Below are 25,667 nucleotides of genomic sequence, written 5' to 3'. Positions count from 1 at the left end.
TACCTTAACATCGGTCAATAATCTGAATAATGAACACAAAAAAGCAACCAGGGATATCCCCCAGCTGCCTACAGCGAATCTAGAGCAGAGCTTACTTTGAAGAACTGCCTCCTGCAAATGAGTCAAGTTGATTCATCATCTTATTCCTGGAATCTTCGTTGCGCATTAAGTATGCCACTCCAAGACCGATAGCCACCAGTGCCGTCTTTTTCATAATGAAACACTCCTTCCCATAAACATTCGATTCTTCTATAACCTACCCACATTCGTAGAAAGTATACAAATCATTCGCGTTCTCACCGTTTTTTAATGGATCCTTCATGGAGTTCACATTTCGGTCTTGTAAAGTTGAATGTACAGAGGGAAAACAGTTGAAAGAGAGGGACTCACATGGCGATCGAGATCTTTAGCAGAAAAGAACAAAAATATTTGATCACACGCCGGCAGTATGAAGAATTGGTGGATCGTATTGGAACTAGAATGCGAAATGATAAAAACGGGACAGACGGAAGATATACTATTACTAGCTTATACTTCGACAGCCCCGAGAAATCGATTTATTTTGAAACGAAAAACAAATTGAAGTATCGTCAAAAACTACGTTTGCGTGTGTACGACGAGGCGGATTTGGACAGCACTGCTTTTTTTGAAGTGAAACAGAAACACAAAAATGTAGTCAACAAACGTCGGTTGCTATTGCCGCTTCGAGAGGCATACCGCTATCTTGAAGGGGAAGCAAAGGGAGATTTGTCAGATATGGAAACCTCCAATCTGCAAGTCATGAAGGAAATCGATTACTTCAAGAAACTTTACAACTTAAAACCTGAAATGGTGGTAAGTTATCATCGTCATGCTCTGCATGGTGTGACGGATCCTGAATTACGTATTACGTTCGATTTTGATTTGAAGTGTCGAAACGACGACTTACATATCGAAAACGGTTCTTATGGGAATCATTTCATCGACGAGGACCTCGTTGTTTTAGAAGTCAAAGTGGATCACGCCGTACCACTATGGCTGGCGCGAATCTTGCAAGACTTGAACTGCGAGCAACGCAGTGCATCCAAGTTCTGTACAAGTATTGAATTGTTGGATGGGGAAGTACTGCCTCAAACAGGATATTCGGAACCGAAAGAATTAGAACAACCAACAATTGGAGGAATGGAAGATGGATCAGATCACGAGCTTGTTTACATCTAATGGGTTTGAAGGTGCGCCGACTATCTGGATGAGTTTGGCGGCAATGGCATTGGCATTTGTACTTAGTTTAGTCATTACGAAAGTGTACCAAATCACGTTTACAGGAGAACGCTATTCACAAGCTTTTGTCCATACGATTATTATGATGAGCGTTGTCGTATCTGTTGTGATGAACGTCGTGAGCGGCAATGCAGGTGTTGCATTTGGTTTGTTCGCTGTATTCTCACTCATCCGTTTCCGGAGCGCCGTCACAAACGCGAAAGACATTGCCTACATATTCTTCGGTTTATGTGTAGGGATGACAGCGGGATTGTTCCAGTTTCCGCTCGCAATCGCATTAACACTATTCGCAAGTCTAATTTTCTACCTGTTGTACAAAGTCGATTATGGCAAAGGAAAAGATACGCAGATTTTAAAAGTGACTGTCCCCGAAAATTTAAACCACGAGAGCTTGTTGGATGATGTGTTGGAGGAAAAGACTGACTACTATCAGTTGCGACAAGTGGAGACAACAAATTTAGGTACGATGATCTTATATACATTCGCAATCCGCAGCAAAGTCGATACAAAAGACCAAGTATTGCTGGATGCAATCCGTGAACGCAATGCCAACTTGAAAGTCTCTCTTTCTTACTTGGAAATGCGCGACTAACCAAAACGAGGTCATCCCTTAAATAGGGATGATTTTTTTGTGCCGTGTTCGACACCATGCACGGAAACTCGTATACTAATAACAACTAAACAATATAGTAATTGGGAAGGAGGCTGTGTTTTGACGAAGAAACTGTGGTTTCAATCAGGCGTTGCCATTTTGCTGGCACTATTGATTATTAAATTCTTTTTAGAGATCAATTACATCTTTGCACCAATCGGCATTATTGCCAAAGCCATCATTCTTCCGCTAGTTCTGGGGGGTGTGCTGTACTACATGACCGAACCCATTCAACGTTTTCTTGAAAAGCGGAAAGTGCCGAGATGGGGGAGCATTCTTATCATCTTCGTCATTTTGATTGGCGGGGTTTATGCGTTCTCAGCAGTTGTCGGGCCTCCCATAACAGACCAGGTGAACACGTTGGTCGACAATGGACCTAAACTTGCGAAGGATTTTAACCATGTAGTAGATGTGGCACTCGAACAGAAGAAAGACCTACCCCCGAAACTTGAGGAATCTCTAAACAGTGCAGCGGATAAAATCCAGTCGTATGCGCTGAAATTTGGTGGTTGGATTGTTACATTTTTGCAATCGTTCGTCCAAGCGCTCATCTTGCTTGTCCTTGTGCCTTTCTTCTTCGTCTTCATGTTGAAGGATCATGAGAAATTTGCTCCTAAAATATACAAATACTTCAGCGGGAAGCGTCGGGAGTGGGTCAAGAAAACCCTACATGATATTGATCACGTGCTCCGCAGCTACATTCAAGGTCAATTTTTAATAAGTGCGATTCTAGCAACGATTATTTTAATCGGTTATTGGATCATTGGTCTGCAATATGCGTTGCTCATAGCCATTTTCACATTATTTATGAACTTGATTCCATTTATCGGACCGTGGATTGCTGTAATGCCTGCGATTTTGATCGCATTTACGCAAGACCCGAAATTAGTCATTTGGGTTGCAGTGATTACGTTAATCGCCAACCAAGTGGACAGTAACTTCATCACCCCGAACGTTATGGGGAAATCTCTCGATATTCACCCGCTAACCGTCATTACACTGCTGCTTGCAGCTGGTAATATCGCAGGATTTGTCGGAATTATCGTAGCTGTACCTGTTTATGGAGTGGCTAAAGTAATCGTTACTAATATTTACGCAGCAAGAAAAGACATACAAAAAACCGCTACGAAGACAGTGTGAAAAAACCTCTGCATCCCAAACTGGATGCGGAGGTTTTTTGTGCAATTGCCCACCCAGCCTAGTAGGCCGGTGCATAGATTGAGGTGAGGTGGTGAAAGTGACTCAATCAGGTAAAATTGTGCAAGATCCTGTGCGTGTGGAACGAGCAGAATGGAAACGTCAACAAACGAAAGCACGTCTGCAACAACTGCTCACGATTGTTTCTCCAGTCTTGTTACTCGTACTATGGGAAGTCCTCTCCCGAACCGGTGTCATGGATATCCGTTTCTTCCCGCCGCCGACCGCCATTCTGCAAACATTTTGGGAACTGCTGATGAGCGGAGCGATCGCTCAACATGTCGGTGTCTCCCTGTATAGGATTGCGCTAGGATTTCTCGCAGGGGTGATTCCCGGTATCATTATCGGTCTGATGATGGGGCTATTCACACCAATCCGGCACTTTGTCTCGCCACTTGTGATGGCACTCATGCCAATACCAACACTCGCGCTGCTCCCGATCATCATCATTCTATTCGGGATTGGAGACTTGTCGAAAGTCATCACAATTGCAGGAAGTGTGTTCTTCCCAGTTGTCATCAATACCGCTGCGGGTGTCCTCAACATCGATAGAATATACCTGGATGTCGCAAACAACTATGGGGCGAGTAAGTCTCAATTCTTTTTTAAAATAGCATTGCCTGGAGCACTGCCGGTCATGCTGGAAGGAATTCAGATGGGGCAGGCGATTGCGTTATTAACGATAGTGGCTGCGGAGATGATGGGGGCGACTTCAGGTATCGGCTATCTGATTTGGACGTCGTACAAAGCATTTTTACTCCAAAATATGTTTGTCGGGTTGATCATGATTTCGTTCTTTGGTTATTTGTTCTCGTTGCTGTTGAGGGGTCTTCAGAAAAAACTGCTGCCGTGGAGGTGAACAGATGCCCCCTAAAATTGAAATTGAAGATTTGACGAAAGTGTTCGTGAAGAAAACGGGAAGTGTGACAGCGTTACAAAATATTTCGCTCACGATCGAAGACGGTGAATTCGTCTGTCTGGTCGGTCCGAGCGGTTGTGGTAAAACTACACTATTGCGCATTTTAGCGGGACTTGAAAAACATAGCGCAGGAAATTTCAAGATCAATGCTGAACAGTCGAAGCGCCCGTTGCAATCCATGGTGTTTCAAGAAAAAGGGATTCTGCCTTGGATGACAGTGGAGGACAACGTGGCATTCGGGCTCGCGATGCGTAAAGCACCAAAAGACATCATTGCAAAACAAACCGCTTATTATTTGGAGAAAACCGGGCTCACACAATTTGCGGGTCTTTACCCAAGTGAACTGTCTGGAGGCATGAAGCAACGTGTCAGCATTGCTCGTGCGTTTGCAAATGATCCTGAGATCTTGCTGATGGATGAACCTTTTGCTGCATTAGATGAACAAAATAAATTCATCCTTCAAGAAGAATTATTGAGTATTTGGGCAGAAACGAAAAAAACGGTGCTGTTTATCACTCATAGTATCGACGAAGCGCTCATGCTCAGCGATCGGATTTTGCTCATGAGTGCGCAACCGGGGCAAATCATTCAGGAAGTTCGAGTCGATCGGCCGCGTCCGCGAAAGATCGAAGAGATTCGGAAAGATCCGGAACTGGCAGCGCAGTTTGTCGACATCTGGCAGCATCTGCAAAAAGAAGTGCAGAAATCGAGAACGTGACGAAAGGGGAAGCGTGTGAAACAGTGGATGAAAGTTGGTTGGCTTGCAGTTGTATTAAGTGTCGCTGCTGTACTTGGCGGATGCGCAGAAAAAGAGCAGTCGAAGCCTGAACCTGTTACAACGCCTAGCGAAGAAGCTGAAACAGGTCAGCTGACACCGCTTGAAAAACGGACGAAAGTTGTCATTGCAGAAGATGGGGCAGCATCTGGAGCTGGATTTTACATTGCGAAAGAACGTGGTTATTTCGATGACTACAACATTGACGTGGAATTTACCGATTTTGCGAATAGTGATGATATGCTTCCGGCACTCGCGGCTGGGGAGGTCTCAATCGCTGGAGGGGTTTCCACCGCTTCTTTCTTCAACGCAATCGCACAAGGCATTGACGTGCGGATTATTGCGGACAAAGGCCACAACATGCCAGGTGAATCGTATTTTTCCTTCGTCATCGGCAATCACATGAAAGACGTCATCAAAGACTATCCGGATTTTAAAGGGAAAAAGATTGCAGTGTCATCCCGCAACTCGATTGACGGATATATCTATGAGGAAATGCTGAAGCATGCAGGGCTCACGGAGGGCGATGTAGAGTACGTCCACATCGCGGATTTCGGCGCGATGCTCGGTGCGATTGACTCTGGAACGATCGATGCTGCACTCAATATAGAGCCATTGATCGCGCAGGGGATTGACAAAGGATTCCACGTACGTTTCGGAGATGCAACAGACTATGCTCCCGAATCACAGATTGCAATGGTTCTGGCATCGCCGCAGTTCATGGAGGACAAAGAATTGTCCCTCCGCTTCATGGCTGCCTACTTACAAGGGGTTCGGGACTATAACGACGCATTTTTCGAAGAGGTAGAAGAGGATGCGATCATCGACATCATGGTGAAGCACACAGCGCTGAAAGACGCAGAGTTATGGGATAAAGTCTTTGTAACGGGTCTCGATCCGGATGGCAAAATGTTCGTGGATGACATTAAAAAACAATATGATATGTATAAAGCGAATGGTGCGATTATTGGAGACATCGATTTCGATAAAGCGATCGATACGTCTTTAGCAGAAAAGGCAGTGGAATTACTTGGAGAATATGAGGCGGCTACGAAGTGATCAAAAAGACTGTCCGAAACGTCAGGTTGTCTGACGTTCGGGCAGTCTTTTTATGGGATTTCATGTAATTGCTTTTTCGCAGCAACAGCTGTTTGCCAACTATGAAGGGACATGCCGATAATAATGACTGCCACCCCCGCTAATGAAAGTGGACCAGGGAGCATCAGGTTAAGGAGTATCATTTCGCCAGCCATCGCAAATATGAGTTCCAATGACTGTGTCGCTTCAACCGCAGCAAGCCGTCCTTGGTCATGTTGGACGAGATCAGTTGCCATGAAAAACAAGGTCGTCGCAATGACACCTGAACTCACCCCGACGACAAAAGACTGACCGAGCTGGCTCCAAGATGGAAGCCCGACGGTAGCCCATGCATAGATGGCAAGTGCAATCCAAATAGGCAACGTCATCAGTGTCATGGCAAGCACCCGCTGGAACGTATCAAGAGACCCGCCCAGCAACTCCATCATTTTACGATTTCCAAGCGGATAGGCAATTGCGGCAACAAGGACAGGCAACGTCCCGAATGCCAGCGCTTTTCCTGTGACCGACTGCGCATGCGGAATTTGTATCAAGACCACACCTGCAAGAATGACCAGTGAAATCAGAAGCGAGGGTAAGGGAACCCGCTGTCTGACACGGTGTTCACCGTTAGCCGTTTCTATAGTAATGAAAAACAGAGGAGCTAGCAGGACCCCCGCAACAATCGTCAGTTGCCAAGTTCCCGCAAGAAGCCAGCCGGGCGCGTATGCTGCTGAAAACGTCAAAGGACCATAAAATAGCACGAACGCGACAAAACTCCATGCAAAAAAAGGCCACGGTTTGGTGGTCATTTCATGCTTAACCGCCCCGAGCCCCTTTCGTGCGCCAACAATTGCAAACAAAAACGGAACCATGAAGAAATAGCGGAGTGACGCACTCCACATCCAGCTGCCCCCTGATAACTCCATTGAGCGGTTCAGAACAAATGTAACCGCAAAAAATACAGCGGCCAGTACGCCGAGCCAGATGCCTTTCATGGTAACGTCCCCCTTATGCGCGAGATTCGTACAACTTTACAGTTTCAATAATCACTTGTGCCGCTTTTTCCATTGTTTCGGCAGAGACAAATTCATAGCGACCGTGGAAGTTTTCCCCACCGGCAAAAATATTAGGTGTTGGTATACCCATATAGGAGAGCTGTGATCCGTCAGTCCCGCCTCGGATCGGTTCAACGATTGGTGTAATCCCCAGGTTGCTGAATGCTTCTGAAATGATATCGACGATTTCCATATGCGGCATAATCTTCTCGCCCATATTGAAGTATTGGTCTTCTAATTCCAGTACCACCGCTTCTTCGCCATAATCCGATCGCATCTGAGCGACTGTGTCAAAGAACAGTTTTTTGCGTGCTTCATACGAATCCCTATCGAAGTCACGAATGATATAGTCCAACACGGTCTTTTCAACAGATCCTTGAATGTCCATTAAGTGGATGAAACCTTCACGCCCATCTGTCAACTCAGGAATCTCTAAAGCAGGCATTGCCGCTTGGAATTCTTGTGCACGTAAAATGGAGTTGATCATTTTCCCTTTTGCAGTTCCTGGGTGGACATTTGTTCCTTTGAACGTGACCCGCGCCCCGGCTGCATTGAAACTTTCATATTGTAACTCACCAAGCGGACCGCCATCCATCGTATACGCAAAATCGACGCCAAAAGCATCCACGTCAAATTTGTGGGGACCACGCCCGATTTCTTCATCCGGTGTGAAGGCAACACGAAGTTTACCGTGCTTCACTTCAGGATGCTCTTGGAAATAAGCCATCGCTGTCATGATTTCCGCAATACCTGCTTTATCATCAGCACCAAGAAGCGTCGTGCCATCCGTAGTAATCAATGTCTGTCCGATATAGTTTTGGAGCTCGGGGAATCGACTGACTGAAAGGGTTGTGTCTTCATTTAAAACCAGATCACTGCCGTCATAATTATCATGACGCTGTGGATTCACATTCTTCCCTGTGAAATCAGGTGAAGTATCCACGTGTGCTAGGAACCCGATTACAGGGATTTCCTTGTCTGTATTGGCGGGAAGTGTAGCGAATAAGTACCCGTTTTCGTCGAGCGTAATCTCTTCCATACCTAACGTTGAAAGTTCTTCCTTCAATAGATGCAACAAATCCCACTGATTCGTTGTGGAAGGTGTTGTCTGACTCTTCTCATCGGATTCAGTATCAATCTTTGCATAGCGAATGAAACGTTCCAATAATTGTTCTTTCATAATAGGACAATCCCCTTTCAATTCTATGTACTAAAGAGTACTCTCATGCGATCTCCATGAATAAAGCAGACGACAAAACCGACAGAACTGACTCAGTCTGTCGGGAGTTGAAGCCGGTACTCTCTAGATTATTCGACTGTGTAATTTTTGTGAGCGACAACGGTCAGCGTGGAAGCTGCTCCAATCAGATCGGCGTCCTCTTCAGAAATTTCAACAATTACTGAGTTCTCTAAGATTTTGTGGATTGTCCCAATAACGAAAACATCATTACGAGTGAATGAAATTTTTTCGCCGATCTTACGCGCTGCGATAAAATCAGAGACAGGATGTTCCTTACGCGGAAAAGCCAAACGAATCCCTCCTCTAGTCTGTTTCGATTTCTTACGAATTGTGAAGACCCATGGCCATTCAGAAAAACAGACAGTGTGTCGTGCGGTTGGCCCAATGGTGGGGAACAATAAAAATGTTAACACTTCTATAAGTATAGCATAATTCGAACAATTTCGCGCTTTTCTTGTCGAAGGAGGATGATTCATTGACCTCATACCGGAAGGGGTATATCATGGAGGTAATGAAGAGAGGAGGCCAGATCCATGGAATACGATGCAAAAGTAGTCAATCGTCTAAAACGAATAGAAGGTCAAATTCGCGGAGTCCTACGGATGATAGAAGCTGGTGATGAATGCAAAGATGTCATTACGCAGCTATCTGCGTCTCGCTCAGGAATCGATCGGACCATTGGGTTGATTGTCAGTACAAACCTGATTGCCTGTATGGAAAACGAAGAATTGTCGGATCATCCGCAAAAAAAGGAAGAGCTTGTCAAAGAAGCTGTCGACCTATTAGTAAAGAGCCGCTAACAGCAGGCTCTTTTTTTGTGGGATGAAACATTAAAGTCCGCTCGCGATTTTCTCATCAAGTCCTAATAATCATCTCAGCGTCTTCTCAGACTAGAGGGTTATGATATAAGTATCCCAAACGGAAAAGGAGAGGAACAAGATGAAAAAGACATTGATCACAGCAGTAAGCGCACTACTTATTTCCACAGGAGGTGCTCAAGCAGCGACATTTGCACACGCAGACCAAAACACAAATTCACAGAGCTCGTACGCACACGTTCAACAGAACTCCAACTACGGTCAGCAAGTGAACCAGGACATCACAGGTCTGGAAGAGTATGTATCAATTGCTTCCGTCATCAACCCCACTAGCTTCACTACGCGTGTAACAGAAGACAACGTGTCCAAACGGGTGATTCTATTCTCTGACAACTACGGCCGTACTCAGTACAAGAGTGTCTTCGTGAAAAAGACAGGGCTTCTCAAAGTCATTAACTTAAAAGGCGGTGTGGTTCTTGAAACGACTGTGAAAGCAAGTACAACGGCACCAGCCCCAGCCCCAGCACCTGAAGTGAAGCCTGATGCATCACTAACTAAGCCTGCAAACGTAATCAGCAATCTACCGGAATATAAAACACTCTCAGCACACGTCAACCTCAGCACACTTACACCTGTAGTGGTTTCAGACAACTACAACAACCGCACAATCCTATTAAAAGATGCAAACGGACGCGGACAATTCAAAAGCATCTACGTAAAACGCACGAATATGCTCAAAATCATCAACCTAAAAGGCGGCCAAATCTTCTACGGCGCAGCTCAATAATTAATACCCACCCGCTAGCCGATGTCTGCCAAGACTTTGGTTTGCGGGTTTTTCTTTATCCTTCTTGTTCAATGTAGTTGTATGTCCTATGAGAATCCGTTGATTGTAGTGGAAGACGGCGACTCCTGCGGAATCAGCGAAGATTGAAGACCCTGCAGAAAAAGCGTAGCGTTAGGAGCAATGGGATGCCTAATTTTCTGCAAAGAACGCAAAAATACGGCAAATCGGGCCCGCGGAAAGCGCCTGTCTGATTTGTAACATCATAACTATCTAATAATTTAGATTTAACTGTTGACTTTCTATTTTCAAGCACGTATACTCAATTCCAAGATGGAAAACTGAATAAGTCACATACTCTTATCAAGAGCGGCGGAGGGACTAGGCCCTGCGATGCCCGGCAACCGGCAAGCTTACCAGCTTGCAAAGGTGCTACTTCCTACAGATCCATTTTGGATCTGAAAGATAAGGGGAAGTGCCAGTAATGGCAGATCCTCTTCTTTAGGTAGAAGGGGATTTTTTTTAGTTTCCCCATCACCCGTCCGGTGTGCGCAGTTCCATCAATCTAATTTCCGGAGGTTATGTAAATGACGAATTTTCAACCCGAAACACTTTTGCTGCACGGTGGTCAAGAACCCGATCCAACCACAGGTTCACGAGCAGTTCCTATTCACAGAACGACTTCATTCGTATTTCGTGATACGGACCATGCTAAAAACTTGTTTGCGCTTCAAGAAGCGGGCAACATCTACACGCGTATCACGAATCCGACAGTCGCTGTATTTGAAGAACGTATCGCGTTACTAGAAGGAGGCGCTGCAGCCGTTGCACTCTCATCCGGTATGGCGGCAATTGCATTTTCGATTTTAAATATTGCTGAAGCCGGTGATGAAATCATTGCAGCAGCAAACCTCTATGGCGGTACGTACAACCTGTTCGCCACCACGTTGCCAAAGTACGGAATCACGGTGAAATTTGTCGACTCGGCCGACCCGGAAAACTTCCGCAGTGCCATTACGGAAAAAACGAAAGGTGTATTTGCTGAAACAATCGGCAATCCGAGCTTGCAAGTGCTGGATATTGAAAAAGTCGCTTCCATCGCACACGAAAATGGCGTTCCCCTTTTAATTGACAATACATTTGCGTCCCCATATGGATGCAATCCGATTGAATTTGGCGCTGACGTCGTTATCCATTCTGCAACGAAATGGATTGGCGGTCATGGAACTACAATTGGCGGTGTAGCGGTAGATGCAGGAAGGTTCGACTGGACGCAAGGGAGATTTCCTGGTTTCACAGAACCAGACGAATCGTATCATGGTTTACGCTATGGAATTGACACGGCAGGCGCTGCATTTGCGACAAAACTCCGTGTGCAAGGACTTCGTGATTTCGGACCCTGTCTCGATCCTGACAGTGCATTTAATTTCCTGCAAGGCTTGGAGACGCTTCATTTGCGGATCCAGCGTCACGGCGAGAATGCACAAAAGGTTGCAACATTCTTGAAAGATCATCCTTCTGTTGAATGGGTAACCTACACAGGTCTCAACGACCATCCAACGGCGGATCTTGCGGCGAAGTATTTGAAAAATGGGGCAGGTTCCATTATCGTTTTCGGAATCAAAGGCGGACGCGACGCGGGGCGCCGGGTAATCGACAATGTGGCCGTCTGGTCACATGTAGCTAACGTGGGTGATGCGAAGTCGCTAATTATTCATCCGGCCTCCACAACGCACCAGCAGCTGTCTGGTGAAGACTTGCAAAATTCAGGAGTCACTGAGGAACTCATTCGTCTCTCGGTTGGACTTGAAGCGGCAGATGACATCATCGCAGATCTGGCGCAGGCGATTGAAAAGGCTGTACCGATTAACGCATAATCTGCAAAAAAAACACCCGAATCCTCATCTGGACTCGGGTGTTTTGCTTATTTATGTTTCATATGCTTGTTCGTTTTAACTTCCTTTTTCAGTTCTTTGAAGAGTGAAACGACCATAAATAAGATGATGAACGAAAACGGCAAGGCCGCGATAATTATCGTGTTCTGCAAGGCGGATAGACCGCCTACAGAGAGTAAGATAACCGCAATTCCGGATTGTATGAACCCCCATACTATTTTCACACTGTTAGGCGGGGTTAACGAGCCATAAGTAGACTGCATTCCAAGTACAAAGGTCGCCGAATCGGCAGATGTGATGAAGAAGGAGGCGATGAGTAAAATCGCAAATGCGGAAGTAATCGTCGCCCATGGAAGCTGGCTAAACATCTGGAAAACCACAAGTGAAGTGTCAACAGATGCAAGATCTGAAGCGCCGGATTTCTGTATTTCAATCGCAGTTGTCCCGAATGCGGAGAACCAGACGAAACTGAGAATACTCGGAGCTAGTAAAACCCCTACCATGAATTCACGAATCGTGCGCCCTTTTGAAACACGAGCAATGAACATACTGACGAAAGGTGCCCAAGAGATCCACCAAGCCCAGTAGAAAATCGTCCAAGTATCGAGCCATTCCCGATTTCCTGCATTTAACGGCGCAGTACTCAAACTCAGGTCGATGAAGTGGGAGATATAACCTCCGATTGAATCTGTAAAGATGTTCATGATGAGCAAAGTAGGTCCTAAAATAAGCATGAACCCAAGTAATGCGAGGGCTAGTACAAGGTTCGTATTGGACAAATAGCGTATTCCTTTACTTAGTCCTGACCACGCAGACATGATGAACAAAACGGTAACGACTGAAATGATAATGAATTGGGACCGTATGCCGATTTCAAACCCGAACAGAAAGTTCAGGCCGGCATTAATTTGAACAGCGCCAAAGCCGAGAGATGTGGCGACGCCGAATGACGTTGCAAAGACTGCGAGAACATCGATGATTGTCCCCCAGAATCCTTTCATTTTATCGCCAAATATCGGCTTCAGTGTTGCTGAAATTAATCCTGGTTCCCCTTTACGGAATTGGAAATATGCTAAGCAGAGCGCAACAATTCCATAGAGTGCCCAGACGTGTAGTCCGTAGTGGAGGAAAGTTTGACGCATGGATTCTTTGAAAGCTGCATTCGTTCCAGCCTCTGCAGTTGCAGGGTCAATGGCGAAATGTGAAAGTGGTTCAGCAGCGCCATAAAAGACGAGTCCGATCCCCATTCCAGCAGAAAACAGCATGGCAATCCAGGTAATTGTGGAGAATTGCGGGCGATCCGTGTCTTTCCCCAGCCGGATTTTTCCATATGGGCTGAAAATCAAGTAGAGACTGACGCCGAATAGTAGTGTCATTAATAACATGTAGTACCAACCGAACGCAGTGGATACAAAGTTTTTGACGATGCCAGTTCCCGCTTCAAAACGTTCTGGATCAATAACTCCGTAGCCGACGGCCAACACGATCAGACCAATCGTTATATAAAAAACATTTGATATTTTTCTCATAGTTCCCCCTTAGCGAAGATAGTTTTCACAAGCAGTTTACCACTATACTATTGATTTTGAAGAAGTGCAACCGTACCGCCAGCACGCCACTGTAGGTTTCTAAGCTTATGAACTGTTTCTATTATTCACGGTATTCGATGAAGGTAAACCAAAAAACGGGCAATCCTATAACTAATGTTTCTGCGAGGTGCAACAACTTACGGGAATGCTCATAAATCATGAAAAGTGCTCATAAACATGGAGGAATGCTCATAAATCAGTGAAAGTGCTCATAAACGTGAAGGAACGCTCATAAATCGGTAAAAGTGCTCATAAACATGGAGGAATGCTCATAAATCGGTAAAAGTGCTCATAAACGTGAAGGAACGCTCATAAATCAGTGAAAGTGTTCATAAACGTGAAGGAACGCTCATAAATCAGTGAAAGTGCTCATAAACGTGAAGGAACGCTCATAAATCAGTGAAAGTGCTCATAAACGTGAAGGAACGCTCATATATCAGTAAAAGTGCTCGTAAACGTGGAGGAATGCTCATAAATCAGTGAAAGTGCTCATAAACATGGAGGAATGCTCATAAATGGCGAAAAGTGCTCATAAACCTCCAGGGAGCTCTTGAACTTCGTAAGCGACTAAAAAAGGCTTTTCACCTTAACCTGATGAAAACGAAAATGCGAGGCAATCAGTATTTCTGATTACCTCGCACTTTTTTAGTCTTCGTCTTTAATATCACGATCGGGTGGTATCGGCTCGTTGCGCCACTCGTCGATTTGTTGCTTGAGCTGCTCTAATTGCTCAAAGTAGAGACCGAATTGCTCCTCGTTTATCAAAAACTGCGTGCCATCGTGTACGGAACGAATTCGCTTGTCCAACACATATTGACGTACTTGTTCAACAGGCATTCCGAGTTTGACAGCAGTCTCTTCAATTGTCAGATACATACTTCAACCTCCGTCAAATCAATTTTGAGAGTGATATCCGTTTGTTCAATGTATGCATCAGTGGAATTCCAATCGCCATGACGATACATTCACTGATGGCAAGGAATCCCCACGTAGCCCAGAACGGCAAGCCTAATACTAGATACAACTGCCAAGAGATGATGCACATCGTTGTCGTAAATACGGCTGTATTGACCAGCATCCGTTTCACAGGGCTCGAGATGTTCTTTATAAGGAAAATGGTAATGCTTAATGAGAGAATCGTGTGGCCGACACCGAACAGAAGATCGATAGGGCCGACTTCCGAGAGTAGTAAGTTCGATACAAAGACACCGATGACGATGCCTGCAAAGTATTTCTTGTTGAAGACGACCAGGTGGTTAAAAATTTCGGCTAGACGGAACTGAATGTTGGTAAAGCCGAATGGTGCGATGACAATCATGACTGCGACGTAAAGTGCGCCGATGATGCCGTTTATTGCGAGTGTTCTAGTTTTCATTGCTGACATGCTCCTTAGTTTTTTTTCGTGGGAGGGTCTCGAACCACGTAATTTGAACGCTTCTCAGTTTAGCATTTAATAAGGAGTTCGTACAGTGAGCAAAAGAGATTGTTAGCGAGTGCATTGTCGGGTACACTTACAAGAAAACAGCTTTAGGAACAGGAGGAGCTGTATGACTCATATAGGTGGAGGACAGTTGGATTTACTGTCAGGCTACGACAATGTGCTGGTCGTGAACGATTTAGGAGAGACCCTTTACTATGACATTGCAGATTTATCGATTCTCGTGAAGCTCGGACATCGCCCTGAAGATTTCATCGGGCGAAATATACTGAGTTTTTACACAAATCTGGATGCGACGAATAGTACTGTTATGACAGTACTTCGAACAGGACAAGCCATGACGAACATTGAGCAACGTCTTATTACGAAAACGGGAAGCGCATATACTTGTAAGAGTTCCACATATCCTATCGAGGATGGTGGGAAAGTAATTGGAGCGATTGAATTTTCTACCCATTATTTCGATAAAGATGATCTTGAGCATGTTGAGGCTTATGCGGGACATCCTATTTATAGAAAAAACGGGACACAATACACAATCGATGACGTGATTGCGACAAGCCCGATCATGACTGCCTTAAAAGAGAGATTGCCGCGATTAGCAAAAAGTGATACGAGTATTTTACTTTATGGGAAAACGGGAACAGGGAAAAATGTAATTGCTCAAAGCATACACAATCTAAGTAATCGTTTCGCCAAGCCTTTTGTAGCGCTAGATTGCGGAGGACTCGCAGGAGAAGCGGTGGACCGCGTGCTGTTTGGAATAGAAAGCCAGGACGTCACAGGGTCTGTGTCCATCCCTGGGATTTTTGAAAAAGCACATGGAGGAACGCTGTTTTTAGATGAAGTCAATGTACTGCCGCAAGAGATGCAAGCACGCTTATTGAAAGCAATCGGAGACAAGAGGATACGCCGTGTCGGAGGGACAGAAGAAATTCCAGTCAATTTACGGATCATTTCAGCGATGAATGAAGATCCTGAAGAATTGATCCGAAATCAGCAGCTGCGTGAAGACTTTTATTACCGACTGGCAGTTTTACAAGTGAAATTACCTGAGTTGAAGGATCGCCGTGAGGATATTCAACCGTTCGTCGATTACTTCATCCATTTTTACAACAAGCGGATGGACATGCATGTATTGGACGTGGAAATCGGGCTGAAAGAACGCTTTATGACATATGAGTGGCCAGGGAATATCCGGGAACTTCGCAATGTAATTGAAGCTGCTTTCCATCATGTCAGTGGTGCGATGATTACAGCGGAAGACGTTCCGCTTATAGGAAATCGCCACACAGAGCTTTCAGAAACATCCGAACAATCCATGCGCACAGGAAATTTACGTGATGCGATAGACGAATTTGAACGTAGCCTTATTGAAAATGAATATAAAAAAGCAAGTGGTGTTCTCGCAGAAACAGCAAGACAACTTGGTGTTTCAAAACAATCGTTGAAATACAAACTGGACAAATACGGACTTCGCATATGATTTTTTACGAGGGAGGGGAAAATTTTCCCCTCTTTTTTTGTTTGCAGCAAACTGTTTATAATGATTATAACAAATATTTAAACTATAAATTGGAAGCGATTACAAGGGAGTGTTGTAGATGAGTCGTCGAGTTTCCCATACATTTATTTTAGGATTTGCGCTATTTGCTTTATACTTTGGTGCAGGAAATCTAATCTTTCCGCCTTCCATTGGACTCGAAAGTGGATCAGCGTGGATATCATCCTTGCTTGGATTCTCAATAACAGGTATTGTGCTTCCATTACTCGCGGTCTTCGCCATTTTGCAAGCGGATGGAAAGTTTGAAAATTTGACGAATCCAATCAGTCCTTGGTTTTATGCGGTATTCAATTTGCTGCTGATGGTTGGGATTGGAGTGTTTGTAACCATTCCGAGAATGGCAGCAACGACTCACGAACTAGGAGTTGGAGCGCTATTCCCTGGTGTTCCGTCGATTGTGACAATCATCGCATTCTTTGTGATTACATTCTTCTTTGCGAAGGATGAGACGAATGTTATTGATCGAATTGGACGTTATTTGACACCCGTTATGGTAGCTCTTCTTTTATTCATTGTCGGAAAAGGAATTTTCTCTCCACTTGGTACGCCTACGGATACAGGAATTACGCAAGCGTTTTCCAAAGCATTTGTCAATGCCTATCAGACGGGGGATGTCATTACAGGAATCTTATGTGCCCCGATTTTCATATTGGCAATCCGGCACTATGGCTATAAAGGGAAAGAAGCCAAGAGTATTGCACTAAAATCCATCGTCATTGCAGGCGCGGGTTTACTCATAGTATACGGTGGTCTACTTTATATTAGTGCTGGTGCCACATCGCTATTCCCGGCTGAGATTGAAAGCACGATGTTAGTGAAAGAGCTGATCAGCCGTCTGCTTGGAGGGGGTGGGGCAGTAGCGCTAGCTGTTGTCATTGCGCTGGCATGTCTTACATCGACAATCGGAGTCGTCGCAGTCATTGCGGAGTTTTTGACGAAGTTAGCTCGAGAACGTATTGCTTATACTGCTTGGGTAGCGATTATTTGTGTCATTTCGGCTTCTATAGCCACAATGGGCGTAGGTAAAATCGTGGATTATACGATGTGGATTTTCACATTGCTGTATCCAATCGCCATCGTTCTTGTCATGCTAGGTGTTTTCCATAAATTCATTTCAAGGGCTGGAATTTATAGAGGTGCGATTCTTATGACATTTATCGTCAGTGCTCTCGAGACACTTGCTGGATTCGGGATTTGGAATACGTTCATTCACACGGCGCTAGGATATTTACCACTAGGCACTAGCGGATTTGCATGGTTGGTCCCTGCAGTTGTAGGCGGGACGGTAGGCTATGTATTAGATCGTTTCTTTGAATCCGAAAAACGCCCTGCAACGAAAGTTATTCTGGACGATACTACTCCGGAAAAAGGCAACTGATCCATACATGCGTCTTTTGCTCCTCGCATTATAAAAAAATAATAAATGAAAACCGCACTGTTGGAACGACACAGTGCGGTTTTACTTATGCAATCAAGTTTGTTCTGAATAGAACTGGGAATATATTGAGTACCTATAAACAGAATTATTTTGAGAGGAGGACTGAAGATGACAAACCAACATAACAATGAAAAAATGTCCAGAGCAGAAGCGGGACGCATGGGTGGAAAAGCGACGGCAAAGAAGCACGATAAAGAATTCTATCAAGAAATCGGAAAAAAAGGAGGGGAAGCGACTTCGCAAAATCACGGAAAAGAATTTTATGAAGAAATCGGCCAAAAAGGCGGAGCAGCACGTGCCGAACATCGAAAAAATATAAAAGAATAAAAATCTAATGTTTTAAAGGAGAATATTCGGGCATATAACCAGTGTGCACCAAATAAACAAATATTTAGGAGGAATTACACATGGCTACTGATAGCAATGGTAAGATGTCTCGCGAAGAAGCTGGTCGGATGGGCGGCGAGCAAACGTCTAAAAATCACGACGACAAGTTCTACCAGGAAATCGGTAAAAAGGGTGGGGAAGCGACATCCAAAAGTCACGGTAAAGAATTCTATGAAGAGATTGGGCAAAAGGGTGGAGAAGCTCGTGCCAATCAGAACAATTCCGGCACAGACAAGATGAGTAAATCCGAAGCAGGGCGTAAAGGCGGAGAAGCACGCGCCGAGCAAAGAAACAATAAAAACTGATAGAACGTGAAAGCTGATTGAAACTTGACTAATTTGGTAGAGACTTTGGATATGACAAATAGACAATGAAAATACTATTATTAGGAGGAGTTACACATGGCTACTAACAATAATAACAATACGAATAACAACAATAAAATGTCCCACGAAGAAGCAGGAAGAATGGGCGGCGAGAAAACCGCTAAAACGCATGATAAAGAGTTCTACGAAGAAATCGGTCAAAAAGGTGGAGAAGCACGGGCTAACAACAATGACTCGGACTCAGGTAAAATGAGTAAGTCCGAAGCCGGCCGTAAAGGCGGAGAAGCAAGTAGTAAGAGCAACAACAAGAATTAATTGAACGCTATGGAAAAAGTGGTTTGGAGGAGTTTCTCCAAGCCGCTTTTTTGTATTGTGAGTGAATATCGTACAATTCGCAAGAAATTATCTTAATATGAAAAATTAAGTTTTATCAAGTTAGGCAGGGGAACAGTAAATGTAAGAACGTCTAGCCGGTTGGCGAACCTTATTAGACTACCAGTAAGTTCATCACTGGTAGCCAAATCATTGAAGGAGGAATTCGAATGACCCCTCAGCAATATGAGGAATGTTTAAAAGCGTGCATGGAATGTCTGGAGGCGTGTAACAATTGCTTTGACGCCTGCTTAAAAGAAGCTGATGTAAAAATGATGGCGGAATGCATACGGTTGGACCGGGAATGCGCAGATATTTGTGCATACGCAGTTCAGGCGATGACCCGCAACAGCCCATTTGCGAAAGAAATTTGTCAGTTGTGTGCTTATATCTGTGACCATTGTGCAGAAGAGTGCGGCAAACACGATCATGATCATTGTCAACGTTGTGCAGAAGCATGTAAGAAATGTGCTGATGCTTGCCGTAAGATGCTCGCGTGACTCATTCCCACATTTCCTGAACACAAAAAATGAATTTTACAATTAAGCATACCTCTTCGCATGGGTATGCTTTTTGCTGTTGCAATTACAGAATATCCAACGATTGCTTCGTCGAAGAAGGTGGAGCGCGGGGAGACCATCCTATCTGGCAAGCTGATCCCAACAGATGTTATGAACCATACCGCGCCGGATTCAATCGAAATGGATATTCGAATTGAACCGGATTACTATGTGGAGGTAAAAAGTAAATAGCCTTTAGAAAGAATGCCCCCGTTCAGACATACAAAACGGGGGCATTCTACTGATTAACGTTTCGATTTCTTCTTCTCCATACCTTGTTCAGCAGCTTTTTTCTTTTTCTTCGCTGCATCATTCTGTCCGATCACATCAAAATCATCAGGACTCAAATCCATTCCGTAACCGAATTCTTCACGGCCTAGCTGCTTCGCTTTCTGCTTCCTTTTTTCCTCATTTGTCATTGAATTCACCTCCATTGAGAAGTATGTGCATCCTTGAAAGAATCATCCCCGAACGCTTCTTAAGAATTTCTTCATACTTTCCCTTCTCAAATGTTAAGAAGTCCCTGTTACAATAAAACTATCGAGCAAGAAAGAGGTGCGGTTATGGCGGCGATGACGATTTTGGTGGCGGATGACGACAAAGAAATCCGTGACGGCATAGAGATCTATTTGAAAAATGAAGGATATCGTGTGTTAAAAGCAGCGGATGGGCAGGAAGCGCTGGATTTACTCAAAACAGAAGAAGTTCACTTACTCATTCTCGACATCATGATGCCTAATATGGACGGGATCACAGCGACGTTCAAAATTCGGGAAGCGCAAAACGTCCCAATTATCATGCTTAGTGCGAAAGTAGAAGAGTCGGATAAAATCCATGGACTTTCCGTTGGGGCGGATGATTACGTTTCTAAACCTTTCCAACCGATGGAGCTGATGGCGCGTGTGAAATCACAATTGCGTCGTTACGTTCAGCTCGGTACGTATGACGGCGATAAAACGCTTGAAATTGACGGACTGGTGCTGGATGAAGAAGCAAAAACGGTCACTCTCGATGGAGCGCCGGTCAAATTGACGCCAACCGAATTCAAAATTACAGAATTGCTTATGAAACACCCGGGAAGAGTGTTTTCCATCAACGAAATCTATGAGCGTGTATGGAATGAAGAAGCGTACAATGCTGAAAATATTGTAGCCGTCCATATTCGTAAAATCCGCGAAAAGATAGAAGCCGATCCGAAAAATCCGAGATATGTAAAGGTGGTGTGGGGTGTTGGTTACAAAATCGAAAAATAATAGCGCGCTGCTTTGGTCAATTGTTTCCATTGTCCTAGGATTCGGAAGTATCGTCTATTGCTTCCCGCACATTACAGATCTTGCAAGTGACGGCATCGCTAGAACGACCCGAACGGTAACGTACTTCATCCAAATTATAAAAGGGGGTACTGTGTGATGAAACGTTACACACCGATAATCATATGGGCATTGTTAGTCGCGATTGGACTGAGTGGACTTGTGACATTAACGAGCCAAGGACCTGAGATAATAGTTAAAAGCTATCCCCAATCCCAACAGTTTCAAAATCACCTGAATGAAATTTATGACGAACTTGGGCGGACAGTCCTGAACCCGATTGACGTGGAAGAAGCTGAGAAAAAACTGACTGTCTCTCCTGCTGAAATAGAAACCTATCGGACGTATTACGGCAGTTTGGCTGAACAAATCGATAACATCCAGATGCAATACGAAGACCGGATTCGAGAAGCGGAAGCGAAGGCGACAGTCAAACAGGCACTCGTGGACGAACGCGACGGGAGAATCGAAGATATCCGGAAGAATTTTGAGGATGACAGCTATGTAGAAAAGAAAGTTCTGAGCGAAAAGAAGCGACAGCTCGGAAGGCTTGTCCATAATTATAAAAACACCAATGCTATGATGGAAATCCCGCTGGTCTATAGTCTCTGGCCGGTTGGCGGTGGAGATGCCATTAAAGGTGGGGAAGTGAACGGAGCTATCGGTTATGAGCGTAAGTTCAATACAGAAAACGGTTACTTGAAGATTTCTGGTATGGACGCATCATTCAACGATACCAACTACTACGAAGAAACGACTGACTATATGGACAGTTCGGTACAGCAAGGGGAAGGTGTATCGCTTTCCAATGATGATTTACAAGCGATTGTCCAGCCAACGGTATTGTACGAAGGTATGGTGGCGGTACCTAAGTCTGTATTCCAAAAGGGTGGAGTTCTTTACGAAGAAGCGAAGACATACCAATCCATAAAAATCATGCTTATTGTATCGGGATTGGCAGCTATTGCAGCGATTATATCGCTCTTCACGATTTGGAAGTTCAAATGGACTTGGTTTGTCGATCTTCCATTCACGAAACGCTATGATGCGTTTCGAATCGATTTGAAGGTCGGAATTTTTCTCATCTTATTGTTAAGTCTTGTGAATTTCTCTCGGGAAGTATCCGGAAGACTGAATGCCATGGCAAACGGAGGCTATTCGTTTAGCATTCCGAATGCGGTAATCATGTTTGCTATGGGTGCAATCGTCATTGCTTTCCTTGCGTTCCAAATCGGAAATGCCATCACCCGCTATCAGCAACTGAGCAAATTAGAAAACGACTTACAGAACAGTTACGCCATGCAGCTCGTGGCTAGTGCAAAAGAGGTCTTCCTGAACCGCTCAATTGCAATCCAGACCTTCATTCTGCTTATCGGCTTCTTCCTTGCAGGAGCTGGATTCATATTCGGGCTGATGGAACCTGTGCTCCTTCTGATTTATGCATTTTGTGTACTATTTTTAGGTATGCCAATCCTGTTCATCTACATGCGGCGCATGGGGTACTTAAATAGAATCTTCAAGGCGACGGAAGATATGGCAGCGGGAAGGTTGAACAGCGATATCAAAGTGATCGGACGTTCCCCTCTAGCTGCACACGCCGTCAATCTGAACAATTTACGTGAAGGCGTGGCACAATCCTTGAGCAGCCAGGCGAAGAGTGAACGGTTGAAGACGGAATTGATCACCAATGTGAGCCATGATTTGCGAACCCCTCTTACATCGATCATTACGTACACGGATTTATTGAAAAACCCGGATTTGTCAAATGATGAACGGGCGGAATACGTGGATATATTGGATCGGAAATCCCAGCGATTGAAGACGCTGATCGAAGATTTGTTCGAAGTATCGAAAATGTCGAGTGGCACGATGGAATTATACAAACAGCGAGTCGACCTTACGCAGCTCGTACAACAGGCGATTGGAGAACACATGGAACAAATGGCTGAAATCCCACTCGACTTCAGAGTTTCAGTACCGGAAGAACCGATGCCGGCTGTGCTTGACGGACAACGGTGGTGGCGCATGCTCGATAATCTGATTGGAAACACATTGAAGTATTCGCTCCCGGGAACTCGTGTATTTGTTACGTTGCGTGAAGTTGGCGGAATGGCTGAGTTAGTCATCAAAAACATTACCGCGTACGAGTTGAATGAAAATGTGGATGAGTTGTATGAACGGTTCAAGCGTGGAGATGCATCGCGTCACACCGATGGCTCCGGTCTCGGTCTTGCGATTGCCCAATCGATTGTTGATATGCACGATGGGATGATGGCAATTGACGTAGATGGCGATCTGTTTAAAGTGACGGTTCGTGTACCGTTGTTGGTTTAATTTTAATTGTATCGGATATTTTAAGCGCTGCTTTTAGCAGTGCTTTTTTTTTTGCGGAATTTTTGCGTTTCCCTATGAAAACATACTTACAAAAACAAAACATAAACGAGGGAGGAGAAGCATAATATGGATTCGACAGTATCTATGAAATTCCTTCCTTCATAATTTCTTGAATAAAATGTATTTTTCATATAGAACAAGCAGTTTTATATGTTTCGTGTTGTTCATAAGTATACGTGGGTACTCTCCTATGATATTGAACTTAATGAGTTAGAACTTACCAAATGTCGGCTGGAATAATAATGGAACACAAGTAAGTACAACTTACTTTCGGTTAAACGTTTACTATTTTCTATTTTTATTTATTGGGGAAGAGGCGAAGGCGATGAAGGTACTGGTGACAGGTGGGGCAGGATTTATCGGATCGCATGTTACTGAGGAGTTAATTGCACACAATCATGAGGTTGCAGTGGTAGATAACCTTTCAACAGGGAAAATGAGACAAGTTCCTAAATCAGTAGTTTTTTATAAGGGAGATATTCGAAAGAAAGAAATAGAGAGGTTTTATGCTGACTTCCAGCCGGACTGTGTCATTCATTTAGCTGCTCAAGTCTCTGTAGCTAGTTCTTTACAGGCGCCATTAAACGATAGTGAAGAAAATATTATCGGGACGATTAATGTACTTGAGGCATGTGTGAAATATCAAGTGAAGAAAATAATTTTTGCTTCAACTGCTGCATTATACGGAAATCCTGGATATTTGCCGCTTGATGAGAATCATCAACTGCAACCTATTTCTTTCTATGGATTGTCTAAAAAGCATGCTGAAGCATATATAAGAATGTTTTCCAGCCTACACGGGATAACTTACACCATTTTACGTTATGCCAATGTATACGGTATGAGACAAGACTCGAATGGAGAGGCAGGAGTGGTGTCAATTTTTATTGATAAGTTTTTGAATAACCAACCGCTATCTATTCTGGGGGATGGGAATCAGACGAGAGATTTTATTTTTGTAAAAGATGTAGCCAAAGCAAATGTTGCCGCGTTAACAAATGGAGACAATGAAATTATTAACATTAGTACTCAAAACCAAACCTCAGTGAAGAACATAATAAATGAATTGAATGAGATCACCGGAACGAACTTATTGCCTGTTTTTCATGAGGAGCGGACAGGTGATATTAAGTACAGTTGCTTAGCCAACACAAAAGCAAAGACTGTACTTGATTGGGAACCAGTGTATTCATTTGCTGAGGGGCTGAATAGGACGATTAGATACTGTGAGCAAGAAATGCTTATCCAAAGCTGATGGAAGGTGACGCTCTTATGCAAAGAGAGATGACTCTAAAAGATTTCTTTCTTTTAATTAAAAAAAGAATTCTTCTGATCAGTGTGACAGCGGCGGTCTTGGTTGCCATTACCGCACTAGCTACGTTCTATATATTCAAACCGGTATATGAAGCAAGTGAATATATCCTTGTTGGTAATTTGCAAAATAAAAACCAAGAAAATTCCTATGAAGAAACTCAAAAGATTCCACGAATGTTGGCGTCTTCTGTAGATTTCATTAAAAGTCCCATTGTATTAAATGCAGTGAAAGAAGAACTAGGGTTAAAAGGGCAAACATTTGATGGAAAATTAGTGATTAAAAACAACAAAGACTCTCAGCTTATTATCATCACTGTAAAAGACCAAGACGAGGAATTAGCCAGAAGTATCGCCAATACTACAGCAGTTATAGCCATCGATAAAATGAATGGTCTCCTTCAATTTGATCAGGTGAAACTGCTAGGGAAAAACGATGATGTCATTAAAACCAATAATGAACTAGCTGCCCTAGCGATTGCCTTGATCATAGGGGTTTTAGCGGGTATTGGACTAGCAGTCATCCGTGAGCAATTGGATAGTTCTTTTAAAAGAGAAGGAATTGTAGAAGAGTTGCTCGGCATACCGCTTTTAGGGAATTTCAGTGTGAAATTAGAACTTCGAAAGAATGGCAGAGGAGCATATCTCACTAATGATCCTGACTATGAAAGGAGGTCATTCGTTGTTAAGGAAAAGAAAAAACAAGTGGATAAAGCAACTGAAGTCTCCTAGAAGATGGATAAGCACAGAGCAAATCAGGATGATCAAAATGAATACACAACATGTACTGAAGAACGAAAAGTCGATATTAATGGTAACTTCTCCAGAAGGTAATCCAAGACAATCGATGATTTCTTTAAAGTTGGCCAGTTCGTTTGCTGAAGCAGGAAAAAGAGTACTGCTAGTAGATATGAATTTCAGAGGACCTATCATTCATCATCTGTTTGACGTTCCAAACAACAAAGGATTAAGCAATATATTAAGTGGAGAACAAGGTGAAATTTCTAAAGTATTCATCGATAACTTGCATTTTCTTCCTGCCGGCTCAGTACCGTTTTACCTAGAGAGTTTAAATAAAATTGAACAGCTGCTAGTCGCATGGCATCGTATCTACGATGTCATACTACTGGATTCTCCACCATTTTTGATAGCTGCCGATTCTCAAATAGTTTCTACAGTTTGCAGTGGTGTGATTCTGGTGATTCAGGAAGACCAGACAAAAGAAAGGGATGCTTTGCAAGTGAAAAAAATTCTGGAAAGAGCTAACACCCAGCTATTAGGAGCAATATATCAAACAAGTTGA

At 43.9% G+C, this 25,667-nt stretch carries 30 protein-coding genes and 2 riboswitches; of the genes, 22 read left to right on the top strand and 8 right to left on the bottom strand.

The window, feature by feature from the left end; translation table 11 throughout:
- Positions 1-91: 91 nt before the first annotated feature.
- Complete coding sequence (locus H9659_RS15575; RefSeq protein ID WP_263618293.1) at positions 92-214, bottom strand: hypothetical protein; 123 nt, start codon at positions 212-214, stop codon at positions 92-94.
- A 176-nt stretch (positions 215-390) separates the two neighbouring features.
- Between H9659_RS15575 and H9659_RS10580 the strand changes: the two genes are divergently transcribed.
- From H9659_RS10580 to H9659_RS10555, 6 genes are all read left to right on the top strand, one after another.
- Complete coding sequence (locus H9659_RS10580) at positions 391-1,200, top strand: polyphosphate polymerase domain-containing protein (RefSeq protein WP_191690269.1); 810 nt, start codon at positions 391-393, stop codon at positions 1,198-1,200.
- On the top strand, positions 1,169-1,852 hold the full coding sequence (locus H9659_RS10575; RefSeq protein WP_191690267.1) for a DUF4956 domain-containing protein: 684 nt from the start codon (positions 1,169-1,171) through the stop codon (positions 1,850-1,852). Before H9659_RS10580 ends, H9659_RS10575 begins: the two co-directional genes overlap by 32 nt.
- 120 nt (positions 1,853-1,972) lie before the next feature.
- The gene (locus tag H9659_RS10570; RefSeq protein WP_191690264.1) at positions 1,973-3,052 is read left to right on the top strand and encodes an AI-2E family transporter; all 1,080 of its coding nucleotides are present in this window, start codon (positions 1,973-1,975) and stop codon (positions 3,050-3,052) included.
- A gap of 91 nt (positions 3,053-3,143) precedes the next feature.
- On the top strand, positions 3,144-3,968 hold the full coding sequence (locus H9659_RS10565; RefSeq protein WP_404828979.1) for an ABC transporter permease: 825 nt from the start codon (positions 3,144-3,146) through the stop codon (positions 3,966-3,968).
- 4 nt (positions 3,969-3,972) lie between these two features.
- The gene (locus H9659_RS10560; RefSeq protein WP_191690262.1) at positions 3,973-4,746 is read left to right on the top strand and encodes an ABC transporter ATP-binding protein; all 774 of its coding nucleotides are present in this window, start codon (positions 3,973-3,975) and stop codon (positions 4,744-4,746) included.
- Positions 4,747-4,773: 27 nt separating this feature from the next.
- Positions 4,774-5,862: an ABC transporter substrate-binding protein gene (locus H9659_RS10555; protein ID WP_191690351.1), complete on the top strand. Its 1,089-nt coding sequence runs from the start codon at positions 4,774-4,776 to the stop codon at positions 5,860-5,862.
- 50 nt (positions 5,863-5,912) lie between these two features.
- On the opposite strand, the gene H9659_RS10550 is transcribed toward H9659_RS10555, so the two are convergent.
- From H9659_RS10550 to H9659_RS15455, 3 genes are all read right to left on the bottom strand, one after another.
- The gene (locus H9659_RS10550; RefSeq protein WP_191690260.1) at positions 5,913-6,878 is read right to left on the bottom strand and encodes a DMT family transporter; all 966 of its coding nucleotides are present in this window, start codon (positions 6,876-6,878) and stop codon (positions 5,913-5,915) included.
- Between the two features lie 13 nt (positions 6,879-6,891).
- Complete coding sequence (gene pepT / locus H9659_RS10545) at positions 6,892-8,118, bottom strand: peptidase T (RefSeq protein WP_191690258.1); 1,227 nt, start codon at positions 8,116-8,118, stop codon at positions 6,892-6,894.
- Positions 8,119-8,246: 128 nt separating this feature from the next.
- On the bottom strand, positions 8,247-8,468 hold the full coding sequence (locus tag H9659_RS15455) for a DUF2187 family protein (protein WP_225217776.1): 222 nt from the start codon (positions 8,466-8,468) through the stop codon (positions 8,247-8,249).
- A 243-nt stretch (positions 8,469-8,711) separates the two neighbouring features.
- Between H9659_RS15455 and H9659_RS10535 the strand changes: the two genes are divergently transcribed.
- The 3 genes from H9659_RS10535 (at position 8,712) to H9659_RS10525 (ending at position 11,657) form a co-directional block, all read left to right on the top strand.
- Positions 8,712-8,978 (top strand): metal-sensitive transcriptional regulator, encoded by a 267-nt coding sequence (locus H9659_RS10535; protein ID WP_191690254.1) that lies wholly within the window; start codon positions 8,712-8,714, stop codon positions 8,976-8,978.
- A gap of 139 nt (positions 8,979-9,117) precedes the next feature.
- Entirely contained in the window at positions 9,118-9,783 is a 666-nt protein-coding gene (locus tag H9659_RS10530; RefSeq protein WP_191690252.1) for a hypothetical protein, read from the top strand.
- Positions 9,784-10,137: 354 nt separating this feature from the next.
- A riboswitch (SAM riboswitch) is annotated at positions 10,138-10,252 on the top strand.
- A gap of 115 nt (positions 10,253-10,367) precedes the next feature.
- Positions 10,368-11,657: an O-acetylhomoserine aminocarboxypropyltransferase/cysteine synthase family protein gene (locus tag H9659_RS10525; RefSeq protein WP_191690250.1), complete on the top strand. Its 1,290-nt coding sequence runs from the start codon at positions 10,368-10,370 to the stop codon at positions 11,655-11,657.
- Positions 11,658-11,704: 47 nt separating this feature from the next.
- On the opposite strand, the gene H9659_RS10520 is transcribed toward H9659_RS10525, so the two are convergent.
- The 3 genes from H9659_RS10520 to H9659_RS10510 form a co-directional block, all read right to left on the bottom strand.
- On the bottom strand, positions 11,705-13,204 hold the full coding sequence (locus H9659_RS10520; RefSeq protein WP_191690248.1) for a BCCT family transporter: 1,500 nt from the start codon (positions 13,202-13,204) through the stop codon (positions 11,705-11,707).
- Positions 13,205-13,909: 705 nt separating this feature from the next.
- Positions 13,910-14,140, bottom strand: coding sequence for an excisionase family DNA-binding protein (locus H9659_RS10515; protein ID WP_191690245.1), 231 nt, complete (start codon positions 14,138-14,140; stop codon positions 13,910-13,912).
- Between the two features lie 13 nt (positions 14,141-14,153).
- A complete protein-coding gene (locus H9659_RS10510; protein WP_191690243.1) occupies positions 14,154-14,639 on the bottom strand; it encodes a QueT transporter family protein in 486 nt (161 codons plus the stop codon).
- An 8-nt stretch (positions 14,640-14,647) separates the two neighbouring features.
- Positions 14,648-14,692: riboswitch (PreQ1 riboswitch) on the bottom strand.
- A gap of 119 nt (positions 14,693-14,811) precedes the next feature.
- Between H9659_RS10510 and H9659_RS10505 the strand changes: the two genes are divergently transcribed.
- The 7 genes from H9659_RS10505 to H9659_RS10475 all read left to right on the top strand — a co-directional run bounded on the left by H9659_RS10505 (position 14,812) and on the right by H9659_RS10475 (position 19,541).
- Complete coding sequence (locus H9659_RS10505) at positions 14,812-16,188, top strand: sigma-54 interaction domain-containing protein (protein ID WP_191690241.1); 1,377 nt, start codon at positions 14,812-14,814, stop codon at positions 16,186-16,188.
- 118 nt (positions 16,189-16,306) lie between these two features.
- Positions 16,307-17,644, top strand: coding sequence for a branched-chain amino acid transport system II carrier protein (gene brnQ / locus H9659_RS10500; protein WP_191690238.1), 1,338 nt, complete (start codon positions 16,307-16,309; stop codon positions 17,642-17,644).
- Between the two features lie 168 nt (positions 17,645-17,812).
- Complete coding sequence (locus tag H9659_RS10495) at positions 17,813-18,031, top strand: KGG domain-containing protein (protein ID WP_191690236.1); 219 nt, start codon at positions 17,813-17,815, stop codon at positions 18,029-18,031.
- 80 nt (positions 18,032-18,111) lie between these two features.
- Positions 18,112-18,396 carry a KGG domain-containing protein gene (locus H9659_RS10490; RefSeq protein WP_191690233.1) on the top strand — a complete coding sequence of 95 codons (285 nt, stop codon included), beginning with the start codon at positions 18,112-18,114 and terminating at the stop codon, positions 18,394-18,396.
- Positions 18,397-18,492: 96 nt separating this feature from the next.
- Positions 18,493-18,732 carry a KGG domain-containing protein gene (locus tag H9659_RS10485; RefSeq protein ID WP_191690231.1) on the top strand — a complete coding sequence of 80 codons (240 nt, stop codon included), beginning with the start codon at positions 18,493-18,495 and terminating at the stop codon, positions 18,730-18,732.
- Positions 18,733-18,959: 227 nt separating this feature from the next.
- Positions 18,960-19,289 (top strand): four-helix bundle copper-binding protein, encoded by a 330-nt coding sequence (locus tag H9659_RS10480; protein WP_191690229.1) that lies wholly within the window; start codon positions 18,960-18,962, stop codon positions 19,287-19,289.
- 60 nt (positions 19,290-19,349) lie between these two features.
- The gene (locus tag H9659_RS10475) at positions 19,350-19,541 is read left to right on the top strand and encodes a hypothetical protein (protein WP_191690227.1); all 192 of its coding nucleotides are present in this window, start codon (positions 19,350-19,352) and stop codon (positions 19,539-19,541) included.
- A gap of 53 nt (positions 19,542-19,594) precedes the next feature.
- Here H9659_RS10475 and H9659_RS10470 read toward each other — a convergent pair whose 3' ends face one another.
- Positions 19,595-19,768, bottom strand: a complete 174-nt coding sequence (locus H9659_RS10470) for a hypothetical protein (protein WP_191690225.1) — start codon at positions 19,766-19,768, stop codon at positions 19,595-19,597.
- A gap of 144 nt (positions 19,769-19,912) precedes the next feature.
- Between H9659_RS10470 and H9659_RS10465 the strand changes: the two genes are divergently transcribed.
- The 6 genes from H9659_RS10465 (at position 19,913) to H9659_RS10440 (ending at position 25,667) form a co-directional block, all read left to right on the top strand.
- A complete protein-coding gene (locus tag H9659_RS10465) occupies positions 19,913-20,602 on the top strand; it encodes a response regulator transcription factor (RefSeq protein WP_191690223.1) in 690 nt (229 codons plus the stop codon).
- A complete protein-coding gene (locus H9659_RS10460; RefSeq protein WP_191690221.1) occupies positions 20,577-20,759 on the top strand; it encodes a hypothetical protein in 183 nt (60 codons plus the stop codon). The genes H9659_RS10465 and H9659_RS10460 overlap by 26 nt, the downstream gene beginning before the upstream one ends.
- Entirely contained in the window at positions 20,759-22,993 is a 2,235-nt protein-coding gene (locus H9659_RS10455; protein ID WP_191690219.1) for a sensor histidine kinase, read from the top strand. The genes H9659_RS10460 and H9659_RS10455 overlap by 1 nt, the downstream gene beginning before the upstream one ends.
- Before the next feature lie 385 nt (positions 22,994-23,378).
- A complete protein-coding gene (locus H9659_RS10450; RefSeq protein WP_191690217.1) occupies positions 23,379-24,308 on the top strand; it encodes an NAD-dependent epimerase/dehydratase family protein in 930 nt (309 codons plus the stop codon).
- Between the two features lie 17 nt (positions 24,309-24,325).
- A complete protein-coding gene (locus tag H9659_RS10445) occupies positions 24,326-25,096 on the top strand; it encodes a YveK family protein (RefSeq protein WP_191690215.1) in 771 nt (256 codons plus the stop codon).
- Positions 24,993-25,667, top strand: coding sequence for a CpsD/CapB family tyrosine-protein kinase (locus tag H9659_RS10440; RefSeq protein ID WP_318240718.1), 675 nt, complete (start codon positions 24,993-24,995; stop codon positions 25,665-25,667). Before H9659_RS10445 ends, H9659_RS10440 begins: the two co-directional genes overlap by 104 nt.

It is taken from the genome of Sporosarcina gallistercoris, assembly GCF_014836415.1.
In the GTDB taxonomy this organism is placed as follows: Bacteria; Bacillota; Bacilli; order Bacillales_A; family Planococcaceae; genus Sporosarcina; species Sporosarcina gallistercoris.
This window is presented reverse-complemented; position numbering and strand designations above follow the sequence as displayed.